15 protein-coding genes, 1 tRNA gene and 1 pseudogene are annotated in these 21,573 nt (G+C 37.6%); 7 read left to right on the top strand and 10 right to left on the bottom strand.

Features of this window, described 5'->3' with window-relative positions:
• Both RLO81_RS13115 and RLO81_RS13110 read left to right on the top strand, forming a co-directional pair.
• Positions 1–170 (top strand): annotated as a pseudogene (locus RLO81_RS13115) (aldehyde dehydrogenase family protein); the annotation flags it as partial.
• Positions 171–280: 110 nt separating this feature from the next.
• Positions 281–688 carry a response regulator gene (locus RLO81_RS13110; protein ID WP_350112296.1) on the top strand — a complete coding sequence of 136 codons (408 nt, stop codon included), beginning with the start codon at positions 281–283 and terminating at the stop codon, positions 686–688.
• Here the strand turns inward: RLO81_RS13110 and RLO81_RS13105 are convergent.
• The 3 genes from RLO81_RS13105 to RLO81_RS13095 form a co-directional block, all read right to left on the bottom strand.
• On the bottom strand, positions 685–2,139 hold the full coding sequence (locus RLO81_RS13105) for a hypothetical protein (protein ID WP_350112293.1): 1,455 nt from the start codon (positions 2,137–2,139) through the stop codon (positions 685–687). The genes RLO81_RS13110 and RLO81_RS13105 overlap by 4 nt on opposite strands.
• A gap of 126 nt (positions 2,140–2,265) precedes the next feature.
• Positions 2,266–3,288 carry a transglutaminase domain-containing protein gene (locus RLO81_RS13100; protein ID WP_350112290.1) on the bottom strand — a complete coding sequence of 341 codons (1,023 nt, stop codon included), beginning with the start codon at positions 3,286–3,288 and terminating at the stop codon, positions 2,266–2,268.
• Entirely contained in the window at positions 3,258–3,959 is a 702-nt protein-coding gene (locus tag RLO81_RS13095) for a carboxypeptidase-like regulatory domain-containing protein (RefSeq protein WP_350112287.1), read from the bottom strand. The genes RLO81_RS13100 and RLO81_RS13095 overlap by 31 nt, the downstream gene beginning before the upstream one ends.
• A gap of 319 nt (positions 3,960–4,278) precedes the next feature.
• On the opposite strand from RLO81_RS13095, the gene RLO81_RS13090 reads away from it, so the two are divergent.
• Positions 4,279–4,983 (top strand): hypothetical protein, encoded by a 705-nt coding sequence (locus RLO81_RS13090; RefSeq protein ID WP_350112284.1) that lies wholly within the window; start codon positions 4,279–4,281, stop codon positions 4,981–4,983.
• On the top strand, positions 4,973–6,736 hold the full coding sequence (locus RLO81_RS13085) for a hypothetical protein (RefSeq protein ID WP_350112282.1): 1,764 nt from the start codon (positions 4,973–4,975) through the stop codon (positions 6,734–6,736). Before RLO81_RS13090 ends, RLO81_RS13085 begins: the two co-directional genes overlap by 11 nt.
• Positions 6,737–6,975: 239 nt before the next feature.
• Here RLO81_RS13085 and RLO81_RS13080 read toward each other — a convergent pair.
• Together RLO81_RS13080 and RLO81_RS13075 are read right to left on the bottom strand one after the other, a co-directional pair.
• Positions 6,976–7,049, bottom strand: a tRNA-Ala gene (locus RLO81_RS13080).
• Positions 7,050–7,082: 33 nt separating this feature from the next.
• Positions 7,083–7,550, bottom strand: coding sequence for a C40 family peptidase (locus tag RLO81_RS13075; RefSeq protein ID WP_350112279.1), 468 nt, complete (start codon positions 7,548–7,550; stop codon positions 7,083–7,085).
• 98 nt (positions 7,551–7,648) lie between these two features.
• Here RLO81_RS13075 and RLO81_RS13070 point away from each other — a divergent pair, with 98 nt between their 5' ends.
• The 3 genes from RLO81_RS13070 (at position 7,649) to RLO81_RS13060 (ending at position 12,312) form a co-directional block, all read left to right on the top strand.
• A complete protein-coding gene (locus RLO81_RS13070) occupies positions 7,649–10,573 on the top strand; it encodes an FAD-binding and (Fe-S)-binding domain-containing protein (RefSeq protein WP_350112277.1) in 2,925 nt (974 codons plus the stop codon).
• On the top strand, positions 10,570–11,061 hold the full coding sequence (locus tag RLO81_RS13065; protein ID WP_350112274.1) for a SixA phosphatase family protein: 492 nt from the start codon (positions 10,570–10,572) through the stop codon (positions 11,059–11,061). Before RLO81_RS13070 ends, RLO81_RS13065 begins: the two co-directional genes overlap by 4 nt.
• 114 nt (positions 11,062–11,175) lie before the next feature.
• Positions 11,176–12,312: an ATP-binding protein gene (locus tag RLO81_RS13060; RefSeq protein ID WP_350112271.1), complete on the top strand. Its 1,137-nt coding sequence runs from the start codon at positions 11,176–11,178 to the stop codon at positions 12,310–12,312.
• 2 nt (positions 12,313–12,314) lie between these two features.
• On the opposite strand, the gene RLO81_RS13055 is transcribed toward RLO81_RS13060, so the two are convergent.
• The 5 genes from RLO81_RS13055 to RLO81_RS13035 all read right to left on the bottom strand — a co-directional run.
• Entirely contained in the window at positions 12,315–12,743 is a 429-nt protein-coding gene (locus RLO81_RS13055; protein ID WP_350112268.1) for a hypothetical protein, read from the bottom strand.
• 184 nt (positions 12,744–12,927) lie between these two features.
• On the bottom strand, positions 12,928–13,380 hold the full coding sequence (locus RLO81_RS13050) for a hypothetical protein (RefSeq protein ID WP_350112266.1): 453 nt from the start codon (positions 13,378–13,380) through the stop codon (positions 12,928–12,930).
• Positions 13,381–13,401: 21 nt separating this feature from the next.
• Positions 13,402–19,440, bottom strand: a complete 6,039-nt coding sequence (locus RLO81_RS13045; RefSeq protein WP_350112263.1) for a beta strand repeat-containing protein — start codon at positions 19,438–19,440, stop codon at positions 13,402–13,404.
• 228 nt (positions 19,441–19,668) lie between these two features.
• The gene (locus RLO81_RS13040; RefSeq protein WP_350112261.1) at positions 19,669–20,280 is read right to left on the bottom strand and encodes a response regulator; all 612 of its coding nucleotides are present in this window, start codon (positions 20,278–20,280) and stop codon (positions 19,669–19,671) included.
• Positions 20,280–21,573: sensor histidine kinase (locus tag RLO81_RS13035; protein WP_350112258.1), on the bottom strand; the 1,294-nt coding region annotated here is incomplete at its 5' end. The genes RLO81_RS13035 and RLO81_RS13040, both read right to left, overlap by 1 nt.

Below are 21,573 nucleotides of genomic sequence, written 5' to 3'. Positions count from 1 at the left end.
TCGGAACCTCAGGTGCTGAAATTGGTGGTGCTTTTGGTGGTGAGAAAGAAACAGGTGGTGGTCGAGAGTCTGGATCAGATGCCTGGAAAGTGTATATGCGTAGACAAACCAATACCATTAATTACGGAAAAGACCTGCCTTTAGCACAAGGTATTAAGTTCGATCTGTAATAGATTAGTTAGAATAATAGGATAAAGGGGTGCTATGAAGATAGTATCCCTTTCTTTTTTGTAATCGCCTAATTAGAATTATATTTAGTGGAGAATTCAATTGAAAAAGTATGTCTAAAAAATTTCACTCAGTAATGCTAATAGATGATAATGAGATTGATAACCTCATTAATCAGAAAATGATCGAAGCTTCGAATATTGCAGAGCATATTTACACACATACTGGCGCAAAGAGTGCTATTGAATTTCTAAAAAACATCAGTAAGTTACCTGATGTTTCTATGAGTGTTTTACCTGAGGTTATTTTTCTTGACATTGATATGCCTTTGATGGATGGCTTTCAATTTTTAGATGAATTCGAAAAGCTTTCTGATCAAACCAGAAGCAAATGTAAAATTGTAATGCTTACTTCTTCCATCAATCCTCAAGATGTGAATAAATCTAAGAAGTACTCTTATGTGAAGAAGTACATCAACAAACCTTTATCACAGGAAAACCTAGAGAAACTGGAGCTTTAGACAATTACCTTGTCAGCAATTCTGTTGACAAAATCACCTTTGAATTTAATGAATAACGATGGTGAGAAGAATGGAGTTTTCACCTCCCCAATTTTCTCTACCATACTGTTCAACTTATCAATCTTATTCTTCTTCACATCGCTTATTGCGGTTTTAAGAATTTTAGTGAATAAGATAATGTGCTCACAATTATCTTTGCCAAGCAGTCTTATTTGACGCTGAATACTATTGATTAGCTGATTAAATAATTCAAAATCATTGAGCATACAATATTGTACTGCAAGTACCAGCTTAATTTCCAGTTGAATGTATGGGTATTTCTTTAGGCTTACTTCGTTTAACAAGTTGTTGATCCACTTGCTGGACTCTTCATATTTACCTACATAATAAGCGGAAATGGCTCTGTACATGGTGTAAACAAGAAACGTTGGAGCATCCAATTTATCCACTTCAAAATCATGGTAAGCTCCTTCATTTTCCTCATACATAGACTGCTCCGTACCCATCCTCAAATGGCGATTCATCTTTGTTACCAAAAACTGGGCAGGGAAGGTGTAAAGGTTATAATTGGTCAAAAGGTTATCAGCCGCATCATTTACCTCCTCGTAAAAATGCTCTGCCTTTCTGTATACCTTATAATGATTGTAGTACTCTAACTTTAAAAATTCAAACACCAGGTTCAGATGGTAGTAGATAGAATCCAGCTGGTACTGATTGAATATTTTTGCCACGTTATCGAGTATATCTTCGATGGGTTCCTCCCCATCATCCATAGACTCTTCCTGATCTACAAATAACCTGTGAAAAATGATGATGCAACTCTCATACACATAGAGCCTGTGTGATTCATATAATGCAGCAACGTTGTTCATTTCCCGCAAAAGGAGATCCAATCCCATTTTATCTGTTTCATCACCTGATAGTGAGTATTCTCCATACTTTTTGAAGTACTCAGCTAGGAGGTCTTCTGCTTTATCTACCGCCAGCATATAGGCCACATGGCGGTTATACAACTGCGAATAGTTAAAGTAGTCAGGTGAATGAAGGTGTAGTTTTTTCAGCGACTTGTAGACTACTGTTAATTCGTTAGAAAGATCGTAATCCAACAGTTCTTTTTCGAGTTTCTTTAATGTAGCAGTGGCAATGGCTTTCTTTTTAGTAAAGATGATTTCATTAATGTTCGCTACTTTCTTCAGGATATCCGTTCGTGGGCTTTCCATCTGCTGGAGAAGATGTTCTTCTATCTTCTGGTTTAACCTAGAACGAAGGGTATAATAAGCGTTTGTATTTACTTCCAGCTCATCCATTATTTTGTTATCAGAGAGCTGGCGCTCACGCATTGCCTGAAGTAGATACGCAGATTTTTCTGCGTTACTTTCAATTAAAGAAGTATAAATAGCATCGTAATCTTTCGCAGAAAGCTGCTTGATTATGTTTTTAAGTTTAGCCATCTACAGTTGCCTATTATGATTTAGTTGGTTCCTACTTTGAAATTAGCTACTAATTTGAAAAGATAGTAAATAATGGGCAGAAATTTAACTCGTGTAAAGTGTGAGACAAAAAGAACCGTTTGAAAACTACCTTGCAGTAACAGCAAACGTACTAATATATGTATCATCAACTTTTAGATGAATATCATATTTCCCTTTTGAAGTAAAATGGTAATTGAATTTAAAATGAGATTCATCAAGTACCTCATAGTTATCAATTAATTTAATAGTACTTCCTTTAATTATTTCAAGAGAAATATTTTGAAGGTTTTTTACTGATTTAGACTTAAAAATAAATTCAATTGATTCGCCTTTTTCTATAACTCTATTAAACAAATTAGGTTCTTTTGGAAAGATGGACTTCTTAAAAGCATTTTTATAGACTAAAGGTCTTTCCTGGAATTCACTAAATGTAAGGCTACTATCATTTAATAACCATTTTTTATCTAGCGGGTAATGTGTATAAGAAAACTCAGTAGGCTCAACTAAGAAGTAGCCATCATTATACTTTTGATAAAATTCAGAGTTTTCAGAATTAATGTCACCACTAGACCAAGTTGGATCAGATAAATACCACCTTCCTTTCAAATACACTGAATTCCAAGAATGATTAGGCAATCCGAAGCCATCATAAATGGAAGTTGTTGATCGTCCATAGCCATCTACTATTTCTGCCTTAATATTGGCCAAATAGCATAGCTGCATTATCAAGTATGAGTACCCCATGCAGACTGTCTTTTTATCTTCCAAAAGTCTTTTGAATACTATTTTAGAGAATTCAGAATTCCATTCTTCCAATTTACTCGTATCATTCTTGAATCTATTTCTTTTTCTATTATTGATTCTGTAATTCGGAATATCAGCTTCAATATTTTCACAAACCCAGGTGAATATTGCTCTATAGCGTTCAACTTCATCATTCGAGAAACTGGTGAGATTAGAAGCTAGTTGAGGCAGATTGTTCAAACTAAAGCCTAAATAAACTTTCGCAACACTATCCGCTTTTTGAAAATTATTGGGATTATTCTGGGCGAAACCAAGCTTAATTACCAAGCATAAAATGATGGGCAAGACATATCTCATCTGAATATACTTGTCAACTTCCTCCAAAATTTTTGTTTTGTGCTATAAATTTCATTCACCGATATTTCACCCATATTAGGAGCCATTTGAATTTCCATTTCAATATTATAGGGAGTATTAAATCTAATAGGAATTTCAGCCGTGGCTAATCCAATAAATGAAAATATCAAAATATCGCCAGCTTTAAATTCGTGATCAAATTTATAATTCCCATTCAAGTCTGTTGTTGTATTTATTTTAGGGTTGCCCTTTAAACTGATACTTACACCACGTAATGGAGAACCATCTTCAATTGACATAACATTACCTTCAACACTCCTAATTGTAGATTTTAGTTCCTTTTTCACATCATTAGAGGAAGATTCAGATAATTCAGAACTAGTTCTTAATTTTTCTTGACTGAAACCTTGAATTGGTAAAATTGATAATAATGATAAAAAACCTAGGCCAACATAAGTATTGCTTCTTATAGTAAATGATGAATCTGCGGTATATAATTTCATTTGATCATCTCGAAGCCTACCACACACTTTATCTGGTTTATTTAAGAAATAATTCTTAATCTCCGCATCGGTCATCTTTGTAAAATCGATAACCTCCCTTTCACAACTTTTACAATATCCACCAACATCAGTTTTTGAAAAGCTATCAAACTTTTGATTGCATGGGTTTTTAATATTTAATTGGAATGAATTCATAAAGTCTAAATATGTCTTACAATTTAAAGATAAGGGTCAGTCTCAACTATTTTATCCCCCAATTTAAGTGAAGTAATATTATGAAAATATAAACTTCAGCTGGTGCAAGTTTTCAACTAGTGATTTTTCAATGATACAAAGGGTTTGTAACCCGACATTATTATTCGAAAATTAACCGAGTCACAGACTCTCAACTCCATTTTAAGCACAAGTCATAGACTTGCGCTAGGTAAGAATTTTGATTTGATATATACTTCATGAAAATATTGCTATCAAATTTAATTCGATAGGGAAGATTTGTTATTAACTTTGTGAATCCATGAGAATTTTAATTTTAGGCCTTTTATTAGCATATCCTTTAGTTTCAATTTCGCAAATATCTATCCAATCAGGGGTAGTTTATGGAAACTACAAAATGTCCTCACTAAAACAATTCAGAAATTATCTCAATGATCAGGCAAACCTTAAAACAGTAGATGATTTCCCTTCTACACTGGATATAGATATATCTATATTCTATAAGACCAGTCAATTAAATTTCGGTTTTTTTTATAGTCATTCGAATACAGGAGCAAGATCTGGTGTACGTGATTACTCAGCTCATTATAGAATCGACATTCCCGCTTCATCTAATAATTTTGGGATAGTGGGAGAAAAAGAGCTGAGAATAAATAGATTTTTATCAATAAGTCCAGGAATTAGAGTTGGTTATTGCGTCACCGAAGTAGAAGTAATTGATGAGTTACTTCCAAGTGACACTAATACTCAACTCTATGAAAAAACCAGCGTTGAATTCAAATCCTCTAATATTTTCATAACTCCACAAACAAAAATAGACTTCAAACTTTTAAAAAATATTGGACTTGTGAGCCGAGTTGGTTACTCTGCGCATTTTACAGAACCATTGATGATTGATGATTTTGAGGTAGTGACTGATAGTGGAGCACAAATAAAGGCAGATTGGAGTGGTTTAAGATTAGGTTTAGGCATATCGTATACATTCAAATCAGCAAATGAAGAATAAATACATTATTTTACTTTTGATATTGGTTAGTATTTCGTGCCAATATGAATTTGATGAAGTTGAAAAGGAAGTAATATCAAAAACTCCAACAACTGAAATTTCGAAGTTTGAATTGACAGATCAAGACGATTCAATATTCATTGAAAAAAGTACCATTTTGGAATTTACTACTGAAGGGAATTATAAACACATAGAAATTAATGCAACTCTTGGTGGTGAAAAGCTACTGGAAACGAGGCAAGAGTTTGAGAATATATCTAAAAATAGAACCACAAGCTCATTAACCGTTGATCCGGTAGATAATTTCACAGGTTGTAAGCAGCTTGTAATTGAGGCATTCACAAATACTGGAACTGGGAGCTATGTCGACCAGTTAGGTTTTGAGGAACTTATTTGGACAAGAAAGTATACTTTGTGTTTTGACAATTCACCTCCTGATAAGATTAATTTTTCAAAATTAATGGTCGAAAATGGTGTCTTAAAAATTGAATGGAACAAATATGAGCGCCACTTTTTCGAAGAATATAATATTAATATTAGTATTCAATTTGATGGATATGAGCAATGCAATGAAACTCTTGAAATAAAGGATCGAGATATCACTTCTTATGAGCTTCAAGATTTTGTAGGAGGAGTCTGTATGTTAACCGGATCGATAAGATCACCTATTACATCTAAATATACTGAAGTGACTGAATATTACGACTCGAAATATGAGCTTAAAATTATAAAGTCAAGTCTTGATGGGGATGAATTGACACTAATTTGGAATAAGTCTCCTTTTTACAAGTATTTTAACGGGTATGAACTCACAGAAAATGATAATACTATCTTCGAAAGTACAAACATTAACGACACTTCTTCAGTCACCAAAATAAGGCTCGGTCAAGAACATGCATTTAAATTGGGTCAAAATGAATGTGAAAGAAAAGAGTTCTACTATTTTATGTCAGGTGAAGATTTTTCAGAATTTGACGAGTTATTTTATCCAAGCGTTAATGAAGTGCTTTACTTAAAGTCTAATAACGATTTTTATAGTATTCACAACGATAAATATTTAGATGTTCATCATTTGGCAGTCTCACAAAACGGCATGAACATAATCGGATATGGAGACAATAAAACTTTTCATATTTATAATCCAAATAATGATGTAATCATTGATCAGCATCAAATTGAGTCAGTAGTTTTTGGTTGTAGAGGAGGTCTAACAATTTCAAACAATGATCATGCAGCTTATATTGCTGGTTCAACTAATCATGCAATTCTGAATATCAAAACTGGTGAAATTAATTATGGAAGTGGATTGGGGGGTCAATTAGAATATATTAAAATTAGCCCTCAAGGAGATATGATTATTGCAAAGTCATTATCAGGGTGTTTTGTAGAAGATATTATTGATAATAGGCCTGCCAATACTCGTGAGATTGTTGCTCAGGAATTCGAATTTAATCAAGATGGAAGTACAATCTTCGTTTTGAGTGGTAACGAGTTTAAAGAAATTGATAAAACTTCACTGAGTCTAGTATACTCATTAAACTTATCTCACAGTGCCAAAAATTTAACTTACGATTTAAATAGAAACACACTTGGTTGGGTCACTAATCAAGATACTTTTGAAGTATACAACCCAGAAACCAAAGAAATCATCAAAACAATTAATTTGTTTGAAGGATCATATGACAGCGAATATAAATTTTATATGAATGCCGGGAGAATTTACTGCTCTAAGGGTTTTTTTGCAGATATTTAACTTGTAATACCTAGAGTAAATTAGAAGTATCCTAAGTTATTGATCCAACTTGTTCCGTCCTTGCAAGGTAATGGAGAAATCTAAAAAAGAAGTGTTTACTTCAAACCGCAGAAGATTTCTTCGGCTCGAAAGCTCACCTGCGAAATGACCTAAAGAATTAAAATGCTAGTAAAAATCGAAGAATCGATTAATAACTACTAATTAAAAACGAAAAAAGCACTTCTTTCGAAGTGCTTTAGTGGAGAATACCGGATTCGAACCGGTGGCCTCTACACTGCCAGTGTAGCGCTCTAGCCAACTGAGCTAATCCCCCATAAGGTTGGCAAATATAATTAAATATCAATTATTAAAAAGGCCGTCTTGCCGTTCGAAATCTTTTTTTATAGTAATCGCTACTCAAACTGTTTTCAACTACGCCTAAAGAACTTGAGCTGTGTATAAACTTAACTGTGCCTTTACGCGAGTAAGTAACCAGGCCTACATGTGTAATCTTTCTTTTACGCTTACCAGTAGCGAAAAACACCAAATCCCCTGGTTGCAGGTCTTTTTCCTTTACCTTCTTTCCTATTTTACTTTGAGCGTCTGACGTTCTTGGAAGTTCGTAATTCACCGACCGAAATGAATTACACAGCAGCCCTGAACAATCTATTCCAGACCTTGTAGTGCCACCCCACCGATATGGAGTACCGGTATAACTTCTGGCTGTAGAAATAACGGTGTTAATCTTTTGTTCTCGAATTCGAGCCTTTTTTGCCGCCCCGCATGATGCTAAAACAAGAGCTAAAAATGCAAATGCAATGAACCTAAGTTTCATTGTAATTAATAATTAGTTTAAAAAATCAATTTAAACTTAACCATTTCTTTTCTACCACGGTAAAAACATTCTAATTTTCATGTTTGATAGATGTGAAAATGGATGTAAATCGTCTAAATCAGTTAAGAAACAGCCTTGAGGGAGAAATAGTTTGGGATAACGTATCTAAAACTATTTATGCTACGGATGCCTCGGCCTACCGGGAGATTCCTGTTGCGGTTGCATTTCCAAAATCAATGGCCGATTTAAAGCAATTAATCCATTTTGCGAAAGAAAATAATACTTCATTAATTCCCAGAACGGCAGGTACTTCACTCGCTGGCCAGGTTGTAGGAAACGGAATTATTGTAGATGTCTCGAAACACTTTACCCAAATAGTTGAATTGAACGAAGGTGAGAAATGGGTGCGCGTTCAACCTGGAGTTATTCGCGATGAACTAAATATGTTTTTGAAGCCTTCTGGCTTCTTATTTGGCCCAGAAACCTCTACGGCTAATCGGGCCATGATTGGTGGTATGATTGGTAACAACTCCTGTGGCTCCAATTCAGTAATATATGGTAGCACACGCGATCATTTGATTTCTGCGAAGGTTCTCCTATCAGATGCGTCTGAAATAGAATTAAAGGCGCTTACTAAAGAAGAGTTTGAATCTAAATGCACTTTGTCAACACTAGAGGGTGATATCTATCGAAACATCAAAGCAATATTATCCGACCAAACCAATAGAGAAAGGATTGAAAGGGAATATCCAAAAAAATCAATAAAAAGAAGAAACACGGGCTATGCTATTGATTTATTAAGTGACACCTGTCCATTTATAGAAACCAAACAACTATTTAATTTCTGTACGCTACTTGCAGGATCTGAAGGAACACTTGCGTTTATTACTGAGGCTAAGTTGAACATCGATCCTCTACCGCCTAAACATAAGGCACTGGTTTGCGTACATTTCGAATCTGTTTACGAGTCTCTCAAAGGCAATTTGGTAGCCCTCAAATACAATCCATCTGCTTCAGAATTGATGGATCATTACATATTAGAACGCACCAAGGATAACATCAGCCAAAAAGAAAACCGCTTTTTTGTTAAAGATGACCCAAAAGCAATATTAGTAGTTGAGCTTTTTTCGGAAAGTGAGAAGGAGTTGGAAGAAGCTTGCGAAAATTTAATTAATGACCTAAAAAATAAAAATCTAGGCTACCATTACCCTGTTGTAAGTGGCGATGATATAAAAAAGGTTTGGGAGCTCAGAAAAGCAGGGCTAGGACTTTTAAGTAATATGCCCGGTGATGCAAAGCCTGCTCCGGTCATTGAAGATACCGCTGTTGATGTGAATGACCTGCCGGAATATATTAATGAGTTCAATGAAAAGCTAAAAAAATATAATCTCTTCTGTGTGCATTATGCCCATGCAGGTTCGGGCGAACTTCATTTAAGACCTATTCTAAATCTTAAAACCGAAGAAGGTAATCAACTTTTTAGAAAAGTGTTGGAGGAGATTGCTGCGCTCGTAAAAAAGTATAAAGGGTCTTTAAGTGGTGAGCATGGTGATGGCCGTTTGCGTGGTGAGTTTATCCTTTTTATGATTGGTAAGGAGAATTATGAACTTCTGAAATCAATAAAAAAAGCATGGGATCCAGATAATATTTTTAATCCGGGTAAAATTGTTGATACGCCTTCTATGAACACCAGTCTGCGGTTTAAGCCAGGCCAAGAAACAAAACAATTTAAGACTGTTCTAAACTTTGAAGATACGCAAGGTTACTTACGGGCAGCTGAGCAATGTAATGGTTCTGGAGACTGCAGAAAAACGCATTTAAGTGGTGGTACGATGTGCCCCTCTTACATGGCTACAAAGAATGAAAAAGACACCACAAGGGCAAGGGCAAATGTTCTTCGGGAAGTTCTCACCAATTCTACAAAGAACAATCCGTTTGACAGCAGCGAAATAAAAGAGGTAATGGACTTATGTCTATCGTGTAAAGGATGTAAATCTGAGTGCCCATCCAATGTTGATGTAGGTAAGCTTAAGGCCGAGTTTCAACATCAATACTATCAGGATAATGGTGTACCACTGAGAACGAAAATGATTGGCAATTTCTCTAAACTGAATAAACTTGCCTCATTCATGCCATGGGGTTATTCATTGGTAATGAACTCTCCCCTTTCTCACTTAGTTAAACCATTAATTGGGTTTCATCCTAAACGGAGCATGCCAAAATTGGCTACCATAACATTGAGAAAATGGTATAACAGAGATTTTAATAAACTGCCAGCCATTGAAAGCAAAAAAGGCAGTTTGTATTTATTCTGCGATGAATTTACCAATTACAATGATGCTGAAATAGGTATTATAACAGTTAAGCTGCTTCATGCGCTTGGATATGAAGTGCGTCTCATCGATCACCCGGAAAGTGGTCGTTCGTACCTTTCAAAAGGTATGTTAACAGAAGCCAAAAGATTGGCCACCGAACAGCTTCATTTATTTAGTGAGTTAGTTAGTGAGGCAGTTCCATTGGTTGGAATTGAACCTTCTGCTATTCTCTCTTTTAGAGACGAGTACCCAAATTTAGTGGACCAAGAATTAGTGACTAACACCAAATCGCTCGCAAAGAACGTTTATACATTTGAAGAGTTTTTAGCTAAAGAATTGGCTAAAGGAAATATTAGTACAGAACAGTTTACTGCTGAAGATCGCCTCATTAAACTTCATGGTCATTGTCATCAAAAGGCTCTATCTTCATTGGTACCGAGTAAAAAGATTCTTTCGCTACCCAAGAATTACAAGGTAGAGTTAATTCCGTCAGGCTGTTGTGGTATGGCAGGTTCGTTTGGTTATGAAAAGGAGCACTATGATGTTTCCATGCAAATCGGGGAGTTGGTTTTATTCCCAACCATCAGAAATCAGCCGGAAAATGTACTCGTTGCCGCAGCAGGCACTAGCTGTAGACATCAGATTAAAGATGGTGTGAACCGGAAGGCCTTACATCCTGCTGAAATATTGTATAATGCATTGTTATGAAAACACTCTATTTAGTCCGACATGCAAAGTCGAGCTGGGATTACCCTGAGCTTACTGATTTTGAACGCCCATTGAATAAGCGCGGGGAAAGGGATTCTCCAGTAATGGGCAAAAGATTGAGAAAAAAAGGCATACTTCCGGATTTACTTCTCTCAAGTCCGGCAAACCGTGCATTAACTACTTGTAGAAACATTGCGCAAGAAATTGGTTACCCGAAAGAGAAAATAGCTACTGATCGATCAATTTATCATGCTGGTGAAAACACGCTATTAAAGGTAGTACAAAATGTTTCAGATGAACACCAGACTTTAATGCTATTTGGACATAACCCGGGTTTTACTGACTTTGCCAACGAATTAGCTAATACAGATATTTACAATATTCCTACTTGTGGGGTATTTGCCTGTAGTTTTGAGGTAAAAAAGTGGTCAGAAATTAGTTTTGGCTATGGCCAATTATTGTTTTATGATTATCCAAAGAAAGTATAAACCTATACTTTTGGTGAATACGATCACTGAATAATATATACTTTTGGTGAATACGTTCACTAAAATATATATATTTTTGGTGAATAGAATTCAAATTTGATTAAATTTGAAGGTATGATTGCCAGAACTATAGCCCCTGCCATTAGAAAAAGACTTTCTGACAAGAAGGCAATTATTATACTGGGGCCACGCCAAACAGGGAAAACCACGCTAATAAGAGAGGTATTAAAAACTGAAGGTGCCTATTTATTTCTTAATGGTGATGATGGTTTAGTAAGGGAAGAACTAGAAAATACCAATACAGAAAAAATACGCCAGCTCTTGGGGCAATTTAAAATCGTGTTTATTGATGAAGCTCAACGCATTGAAAATATTGGTCTTGCCTTAAAAATTATAACCGACCAATTTAATGATGTGCGCCTAATAGTAAGCGGTTCATCGGCATTGGAACTTAACCAAAAAATAAATGAACCATTAACAGGACGAAAATGGGAATACAAGTTATTCCCTATTTCTTGGCAGGAATTTCAAAATCATTATGGCTATCTAGCGGCCAAACAACAACTAGAGTTACGATTAATATACGGCATGTACCCCGATGTGATAAACGCCCATGCCAATGGTGAAGAAAAAGAGGTACTCCAACAACTTGCTACCAGCTACTTATACAAAGATGTTTTAACTATAGGAGGCCTACGAAAACCAGATATAATCGTGAAGCTTTTACAAGCGCTCGCCTACCAACTAGGCAATGAAATATCGTACAACGAGCTCGCCAATATGTTGCAAATAGACAAGAATACCGTAAGCCACTATTTAGATATATTGGAAAAAACTTTCGTGATTTTTAGGCTGACATCTTTTAGCCGAAACCCCAGAAAAGAGATCTCCACCTCAAAGAAAATTTACTTTTACGACAATGGAATACGAAATAGCTTAATTTCAAATTTCTCTGCATTAACCTTTAGACGAGACAAAGGTGCATTATGGGAGAATTTCCTGATAAGTGAAAGGATGAAGTTAAACCATTACTACCACAGCTACGCTAATACTTTTTTCTGGCGAACTAAACAACAGCAAGAAATTGATTATTTGGAAGACAGTGAAGGTGTGCTAAAGGCCTATGAATTTAAATATTCTTCTAATAGCAAGGCGAAAGTACCATTAACATTTACACGACTATATCCTGATGCTTCGTTTGAGATTGTAAATCCGGATAACTTTTTATCCTTTATAATGCCAAATTCCTAACCTTACTTTTCATTTTTCAACGACAAGAACCAACGCTTAGCGGCAAGCTCATCTGTAAACATCTTAGTATCGAAACCGCCTGTTTGTCCCTCATATTCCGCTACTGTAGTTTGAGCCATTTGTGACTTTGGAACAATTACAGCTTGCTTAGTGAAGCCTAACTCCTCATACTTCGGATTTATTTCATCTGTAAGCCAGTCAATGTCTTTTGAGCTGATTAGTTCCAATTTGGATACATCAGCCAGTAGAAGAAAGTGATCATTTTTGCCTTTTAAAGCTTTTAATTCTTTCTTATAAATATCGAGCGATTGGTAAATTAACTTATGAAAAATAGTGGAGGTCAGAATTCCAGACCATTCCTCCTTTATATACTTCAATCCCTGCGTTTCTTCTACTGATATGGTTAATTTTTCATGAGAAAATAGCCTCATTTTACTTATTTATGATTTTTAGTTTTAGTTGGTTAATTCAATTATCAGGAAGTTGTAGTTAAATAACCAGAGATTAAAAGAATTAATTTCACTATTTTCTATCAATCACTTGATAGTCAGATGAATAAAAAACCCTCCTCTGACGAAGCAAGAAGAGGGTTCTATCAATCACACACACTTACTACTACTGACTGATTAACTCGAACTGGGATTCACCTTCTACACTAGTAATTCTGCCACCTGATGGACCACCAGCCCTGAATGTCAATGTTAAAGTATTACCAATTATTCGGGTATTCATGGCTACTCCATCACCTCTCAAAATGGTGTTAAGATCTTGTTCACTCAGCTGCCAGTTGCCTTCTGAGGGCCAAGCACTCGAAATGGCATTCTCTGTTTTGAACGTTCCTTCAGAGAACGTTATATTAAATCCTTCAAATTGATCACTCACATCAAAGCCATCTTTTAACACAAATGATTCTGCCTGAGCTACCCAAGGCTTACCTTCATTCACTAACAATGCTACTTGATGAATGGCCGGGTTTGGCTGACCTTCTTCACCACCACTATCGCAACCCATGGTGGCCAACAGGCTTATCATGGTGATCGCTGCTATTATATTTCTTAATGTTTTCATCGTATTATCTGTTTTAATGAGTTATTTCTTTATAAATCTGATGATCTGTTGGTTTTCACCTTTTATCAGGATAAGGTAGATGCCATTGGTTAAATCCGATACATCGATACTTTCATTCAATGCTGGTCTGATTTGTCGCACCAAATTTCCTTTCATATCACTAATGAAGATTTTGGCTGTCTGATCGATAGTACCTGTTAACGTAATCTGATTATTCGCTGGATTAGGATAGATACTTACAGGCTCTTCTTCACGAACTTTAGTGCTTGTTACCGAAATTATTTCAAATGTTCGTGAAACTACTTTCGACTCGAAATTTTCATTTCCGGGTTGAATTGCTTCTACGGTAACTTCGCCTACCCCATCAAAAATTAGAGTAGTTCCATTCAGAAATGCTGGGCCACTTGCCACATTAAATTCTACTATTAAACCTGAGGAAGCCGTTGCAGAAAGCTCCAAAATTTCAGCCTCAATAAACTGATCTTCAATTTCATCGAAGGTAATCGTCTGGCTTGCTTTATTCACCGTAAGCACTTGTTCAACCGGAGTGGCCGCATTAAAATCTGCATCGCCAGCTTGTGTTGCAGTAATAATTGTTGTTCCAGCTCCTACAATTGTTACAGTTGAACCATCGATTGTAGCTACTGTTTCGTCTGAGCTGGTATAACTTACTGTCAAGCCAGAACTGGCGCTGGCCGTGAGTTCAAAGTCGGCATCTCCGAAGGTTTTCGTTTCCAGAGTTTCAAATGTAATCGTCTGGTCTTCTGTAGTGGGTGCTTCCGTTACCTCAAAACTTGTCTGAGCTGTCGCTGCATTGTAATTAGTATTGCCTGCCTGGCTTACTTCTACAGTCACCATCCCTACTGTGCCATCTAACGTAATCGTGCTTCCAGCATTTGTTGCAGGGCCATTGATTACTGCATACGTTAAGGCTAGATTACTCGTTGTGCTGGCTTCAATATCGAAAGCCGCATCGGTCGTTAGTTTATCAGCTATCGCATCAATGGTAATAGTTTGATCTGCTTTGTTAACTACAAGCTCTTGTTGTACATCCGTTGCCGGGTTAAATGTTGCATCTCCCGCTTGTGAAGCTGTTATCATCGTGCTACCTGCGCCTACTATGGTTACGGTGTTTCCGCTTACGGTAGCCACATTTTGGTTTGAGCTTTCATAAGTAACGGTCAAGCTTGAACTCGCGGTAGCTGTTAGATCAAAACTTGGGTCTCCGAACGTTTTGGCAGCTAAGGCATCGAAGGTTATCGTCTGATCTGTCTTCGCTGGGTCTGTAACTACAAAGGATGCTGTAGCTGTAGCCGCGTTGTAGTTCGTGTTTCCAGTCTGACTTACTTCAACTGTTACTGTGCCTGTTGTGCCAGCTAAGGTAATCGTATTACCTGATATGCTAGCAGGACCGGATTGAATCGCATAGTCTAAGCTCAGTCCGCTTGTAGTGCTGGCATTTACTGCGAATGAGCCGTCTGTTACTAATTTATCTGATATGGCATCAATAGTAATCGTTTGGTTGGCTTTGTTCACTGTTAATACTTGCTGTACTGGTGTAGCAGCATTGAACTGAGAATTTCCAGCTTGACTTGCAGTAATCGTAGTCGATCCAGCTCCCACTATGGTAACAGTATTTCCGCTCACCGTAGCCACAGATGTATTCGAACTGGCATACGATATTGTTAATCCTGAGGTTGATGATGCAGACAAATCAAATGGAGTAGTTCCGAATGTCTGAGCTGCGATTGCCTCAAAAGTGATTGTCTGATCTCCTTTTGCTGTCGTAAACGACCAGGCGTTCTCTTCAAATTCATTACCATTTGCGTCAAATATTTTTCTTAATCGAATACTGTAATCTGTATTAAACTCTAGAACAGGTAGCGTAAATGATATGCTGTTAGTAGTTTTTGAATAACCTCCTGTCTCTTCTGACAAATCGTAAATCAGACTGGCTCCTTCATATAATTCAACAAAAATCTGGTTATTTCCTATGACAATATCTTCATCAAAAGAAATTGAGAACGTTTGATCTACGGGTACATCTGTAGCACCGACCAGTGGAGTTCTTGATATTACTGCTGGTGGTGTAATGTCAGCCCCACAATCAACAGAGAATAATACCCCTGTATCTACATTCCCTGAAAAATTGTTCTCGAAATGAGTGACATCATCAACATTAATGCATGTAAGGTTAGCATTACCTCTCGCATCAAATGTGCTTATATTGGTATTATTGCCGTTTTTCACTGAAAGTGAGGACAAGTTGGAATTTAGTACATTTATAGTTCTTACATTTATATTAGTCGAAAGATCCAGCGCTGTAATAGAAGTGTTACTGGCATCTATAACTTGTACACCTGTCATGCTACTTATATCCAGCGATGACAAATTGGTACTCCCGAAAATTAGAAAATTGTTATTTACATTAGTGCCGGTAAAATCTGTAGCAGTGAGGTTATTCCCGTTTAGAAAAAGATTATTGGATATGGAGGAGTTAGTAATACTTACACTTGATAGTGCATTGTTTTGTAATTCCACATTATTGAGACTTACTGCTCCGTCAAGTTCAAAAGATGATATAGCACAATCACGGGCAATTACCAGAACTATCGAACTACTTGAGGATGATAAATCTAAAGCAGTCAAGGATGAGTTTGCCCTAACATTGACTGTTTCGAGATTAGCATGATTCGATAGATCCAGAGCAGATACATCGTTAAAAGCCAACCCTATATCCGTCAATAGTAGATTATTGCTTACGTCAAGAGAAGTGAGGTTATTGTTGTTCACATACAATTCAGTTAAGTTGGGAAAAGCTTCGATACCTGTCAAATCATTAATGCCAAGATTTGCGGCAAAAATCTGACCTGTAAATGCCTCTGCTTCACTTACTTGTATTTCAGTGTCTCCATTAGTATTAATAGAATTATTTCCCACTAGATACGACTTAAAATTAGCATCAGGAATATTGACAATGGGAGCAGGTGCAATTGTTCTAAAATCCCAGACACTAACACCTCCAAAAGTTTTACCCACATCTCCTGCAATTCCTATCGTATTATTTTCTACAAAAACAGAGTATAGCTCATCCTCGTTAAGATCGAATGTTGGATTTAACGTAACCGTATTTCCCGATAGAGTAACTTCAGAATCATTGGCACTAAAGGTATACTGATTACCTCCTGTATTTTCGAACAGCCTGAACATGGTCGAATTCATAGTTTCTGGAAAGTATTCTACATTCTGATCGAAAGTTAGTACTATGTTTACATCCAATGATACACCTGTTGCATTTGGAGTAGGAGAAAGGGTTGCTACAGGTGCAGTCCAATCATTAGTAAAAGCTGTTTCTGAATCATCGATTACTCCAGGAAAAGGATTACCTGCAACATCTGTTATTGCGGAAGGGTCAATTCTTAAATAGTAGGACTGCCCTTTTGTTAGAAACCTAAAGTCTGATATTTCAATAGTAGCACCACTGTGAGTGATCAGGGAAGGACTAATTGAGCGTGTATTATTATCAGAAATTCTTATCAACTGAAAATTACCAGAAGTATTGTCTAACACAACAGGTTCATCAAAGGTGATTGTTTGATTGTAATACACACTTCCATTGTTGGCATTATCTGGTAAGCTTAAATTAGATATTACAGGAGGTGTATTATCTACACTTTCCACCGTAACGCTTCGCTGTACAGGTGTGGCTGCATTCACCATTATTGTTCCCGACTGGGTAGCTTCTACCACCACTGTTCCACCGTCCAAGAATCGCAGCTCATCGCTACCCACCAAGTAGGCAGGCCCCGAGACGATGGTGTAAGACACAGGAAGGCCAGAGTCTGACGTTGCACTCAGGGTAATTGACTCGTTTTCATTGACCAAAGGCAGTTCGGGAAATGTGATTGTCTGACCTATGCCATTAGTAACTAGTGCATCGGAATTATCGCTACTAGGAAAGGCTACAAAAGAGAACTGTTTCTCCACAAATAGCCCTCCGGGATCAGTGGCACGAATGGTGAAAGTGTATTCCTGTGGTACAAGGGCAGCTGCGGTTTGTAATTGGTCGCCTTCAAAAATGGTGAGTGTTGCTCCATCGCCACCGGGGCGCACCGTGAAGGTAAGGTTGTCACCGTTCGGATCTTCTCCAGTTAGTGTAGCTAAAGTAGTGCCTATCGCCAGGCCTTCTCTAGGAATCTCTAAAGCGGATAGGCTGATATCTGTTGGGGGCTCATTGACCAGGTCGTTTACTGTAATCAGGATTTCTTCCGTATGCATGTTGCTACTATTGTCGGTCACCGTAACGCTGACCACGTAAGAAGTCTGCGATTCGAAATCGAGCGCCTGAGTAGCACTTAGCGAAGTTGGGGCACTAACATCAAGTGGATTCTTGAAAGTCCGGAATAGCGTATCAGTGCCATTACCAATATCATTGATTACGTAATTGTAAGTAGCACCAGGGTTAAAAGTTCTTCTCTGCACACCCAACGTACCTACTTGGGCTCCGAACACCTGATTTTCATCAACGGTATAGTCGGTGAGGGTAATGTCATAAATCTCTCTTAGAGTAAATGCACCCGGGCCCGTAGTAAAGTTCCATTGTGTATTGACGCTATAGCCAGTCCAGTTACGTACAACACCGTTGTCTGCTAGCACGTAATAAGGCGTTGAAGTCTCTAATTCTGTTGACAAAAATAAGGTCACCGTATTACCACTAAAGACCATGTCAGGGTCTCCTACTGTGAAGGTCTCAACGATTGGGTCAGTGCCGAAAAGTTCATCTTTATACACTCGAATGGACCCTGATAGACCGGCAACAGCAGCCTCTGTAAAGGTGAGGGTTAATTTAGAAGGTGGGTTAATTGGATTGCTTAAACCGGGGTTTGAATTATCGGCAGGAGACAGCGAGCTGACCTGAACGCCTTCGTTTACCACATTAACCACGTCAAACACAAGCTCAAAGGTCTCAGAAGGACCACCGTCCCTCCCCACTGCTAACCCAATGGTATAGCTCGATTTCGTTTCGAAATCCCATGAGGTATTCGTGTAAATATTATTGCCTATTAAGTAAAAGGCGGCATTGTCGGGGTATTCAGAAGTAGGGGCTAGTTTGAAACTACCCCAAAAGCTATCGGAAGGAGTGAAACTGGCTACTCTACGAAATGGTGGTGTATTTTCAATAGTGCCATCTACGGCAAAATCGAAAAGCGTAATGTCCTTGGGGATGTTTGCGCACACCTCAAAGTTTTTATTCAGAGTACCTACGCTTGCATTTCCTGACGCATCTTGGGCTATCCCTGGAGTAAAGGAGACCGTCCATTCATCGGCCTGACATGTGGGACCATCTAACAAAGCACGACTATAAAGCGGCTGATCCAGCCCTACTAGCATGAACGAATGAGGCAGTACTGAATTAGATTCAGTAACTATTACGTTGTTTGAACTCACCGGTATAGTGAAATTTCTTGATGGCTCCGATTCATGCGTGAATGTGAAAGACCCCGAGCCTTTTTGTACTTTTTCATCAAAAAAGAATACAAACGGTCCTTTAAAGTCAGAATCGACAGCAGCATTATTTTGCTGATATGCTCCTATGAAAGTGGGCCGCGGAGCGATATTGTCTGAGCCAGTGGTAAACGTAGTGGTGTAATTATCACTCGGAGCTGGCCAAAAGTTGTCAAACAAATCCCCGTCTTCAAAAAATCCAGGGCCTTCAATAGTTAAACGGTAGGTGGTATTAGGTAATAAGTTGGTGGAAATAGATGAGTTAACCGGTCCGTAGGTAAGGTCTACACAATTATCACAATCGGCAGGAAATGAAACCCCGGCTCTGCCTACTATATCACCCGATAAAGTGCTTATATTAGCCTCATAGGCATCGGAGGGAACAGCAATTGCATTGAACTCCAACCTAACCACAGCACCAGAAACATTGCCCGTGCCAGTGGCTGAATTTAGCGTAAACTGTGCCAAAGCACAGAGTGGTGAGAATAGTAAAAGTGAAACAACTAACGCTGTAGACTTGATTTTGGCTAAGTGATTGAGTAGTAAGCTTTTCATGTGACGTTTGGGTTTAATGAATATTCAAATATCCACATGAGTCTGCATCACTTCAATCCGGTATTTTCACATGCTTGTGCGTGAAATCACATATTTTATATAATTATATTTTAATTGGAGTTGATTATTCTAAGCTCTAGGCTCTAGGCTCTAAGCTCTAAGCTCTAAGCTCTAAGGGAAAAACGTATTTCAGCGACTAAACAATTTATAAACTTCTCCGTATTACTATTACCCTTTGATCAAACCAGTTTTCAATGCTTTTTTAACCAGCTCGATAGGTGTGCCTACATCCAGCTTTTTCAAGAGATTGTTTTTGTGAGTTTCTACCGTTCTTGGGCTGATGGATAATTTATCGGCTATTTGTTTGTAGGGTAAGCCATCTGCCAACAACTGCAATACTTCCAATTCTCTCACACTTATATCATGGGCATCTTCTACTAATAAATGGCTGAATGATTGGGAAATATATTTCTTACCAGCAATTACAGCGGCCATAGCCCGTGTATACTCATCACTGTTTATATCCTTACCCAAGAAGCCGGAAGCACCTGCTTGTTGCGCACGCTGCAGGTCTAGAGCATTGGGTTCGGCTGTTAACAGCATGAATTTTGATTGAGGTTTTAATCGGATCAACTCTTGAATTAACAGTGCTCCATTTGCATCCGGCAGTCGTAGGTCGACAAATACAATATCGGGCTTCAGGTTTTGAATTTTCTGTTTAGCCTCTTCGGCAGATGCGGCTTCACCAACCAATTCGTATTCAGGATAACCTAGTAAAATAGCTTTTAAGCCATCCCTTACAATTTTATGATCATCAATAATGAATACAGTGTGTGTCATCAGGCAGCTTTTGGAAAGACTAATTTAAATGTCGTTCCTCTATTTTGCTCACTTTCTACTTCTAACTTTCCACCCATTTTGTATAAAAGTTCCTTAGATAAGGTGATACCCAGGCCAGTACCCTTTTTATCGGAATTTTTTATATCATGTACTGAGCCATTTTCATTTAAGATGAGATCAATATCTGCAGACGACATACCTACACCATAATCTTTTATGCTGATAATTTTGTGCTGGTCATTTTCTTCAATAATCAAATCAATTGACCTCCCCATTTCAGAAAACTTAATCGCATTACTTAACAAATTTCGCAGGATTATTTTTAGGTAGTCCTGATCAGCTTTGATGCTTACTGAAGAGTGGTACTTCCGATTCAATGTAATTCCATTAGCCTGAATGGCTGTCTGTAATTGCTTGATGGTGTCATCTAAAATATCAGCTGGCTTAACTGACTGCGGATTATAGTTGAGTTGTCCTGTTTGTGAAAGCGCCCATCGAAGCAAGTTGTCCATCATGTCGTGAACTTCTTTGGAAGAATCTCGCAAGTTCTCGATGAACGATTTTACCTGCTCCTTATCCAACTTATCCCAATTATCAGTAAGACTTTTAGTTATGGCATGAAAGGCGCTGAGTGGACTTTTTAGGTCATGAGAGATTACTGAAAATAACCGGTCTTTCGTAAAATTAAGCTCCGTTAGTTCCTTGTTCTGAGCGTCAAGAATTTTTTTAGAAGTGTTCTCCTTTTTATAGGTACGATACAATAGAATTGCAACAATAATAACAGCAATAAGGATAACAAAAAGCATTATTCGAAATTGTCTGTCGCGTTCCTGCTGCAAGCGCTGTACCTTATTTTCAGTTTCTAATTTCGCTATTTCTGTTTCTTTCAATTCCGTATCAAATTTCACCTGCAACTCTTGCAACGATTGCTCCTGTTCCGCATTGACAACTGAATCGTTCAAATAGGCATATTTTGACCAATATTCACTCGCCTCCTTATACTGACCATCTGCTTCATACAGTTGAGCAAGAAGCTTCAGTATATCAGTTTTAGCATTAACATTTTTTTCAAGACCTAAAGACTCATTTGCCAGTTTAATCCCTTTCTTATACTGCTTGAGCTTGTAGTAGTAATATGCTCGATTACCAATATCGGTGGAATAAGCAATAGAATCTCCCACCTCCAAATCCAATGCTAAAACTTTTGTGTTCATATATAGAGCGGAATCAAATTTGCCTTCTTCAGAAAACATGACAGACAAACTGTTATACGTCTTAGAAAGGCCTCTTTTA

The organism is Fulvivirga sp., from assembly GCF_040220315.1.
Classification (GTDB): Bacteria; Bacteroidota; Bacteroidia; order Cytophagales; family Cyclobacteriaceae; genus Fulvivirga.
The sequence above is the reverse complement of the archived record's forward strand: the minus strand, read 5'-3'. Positions and strand labels throughout refer to the sequence as shown.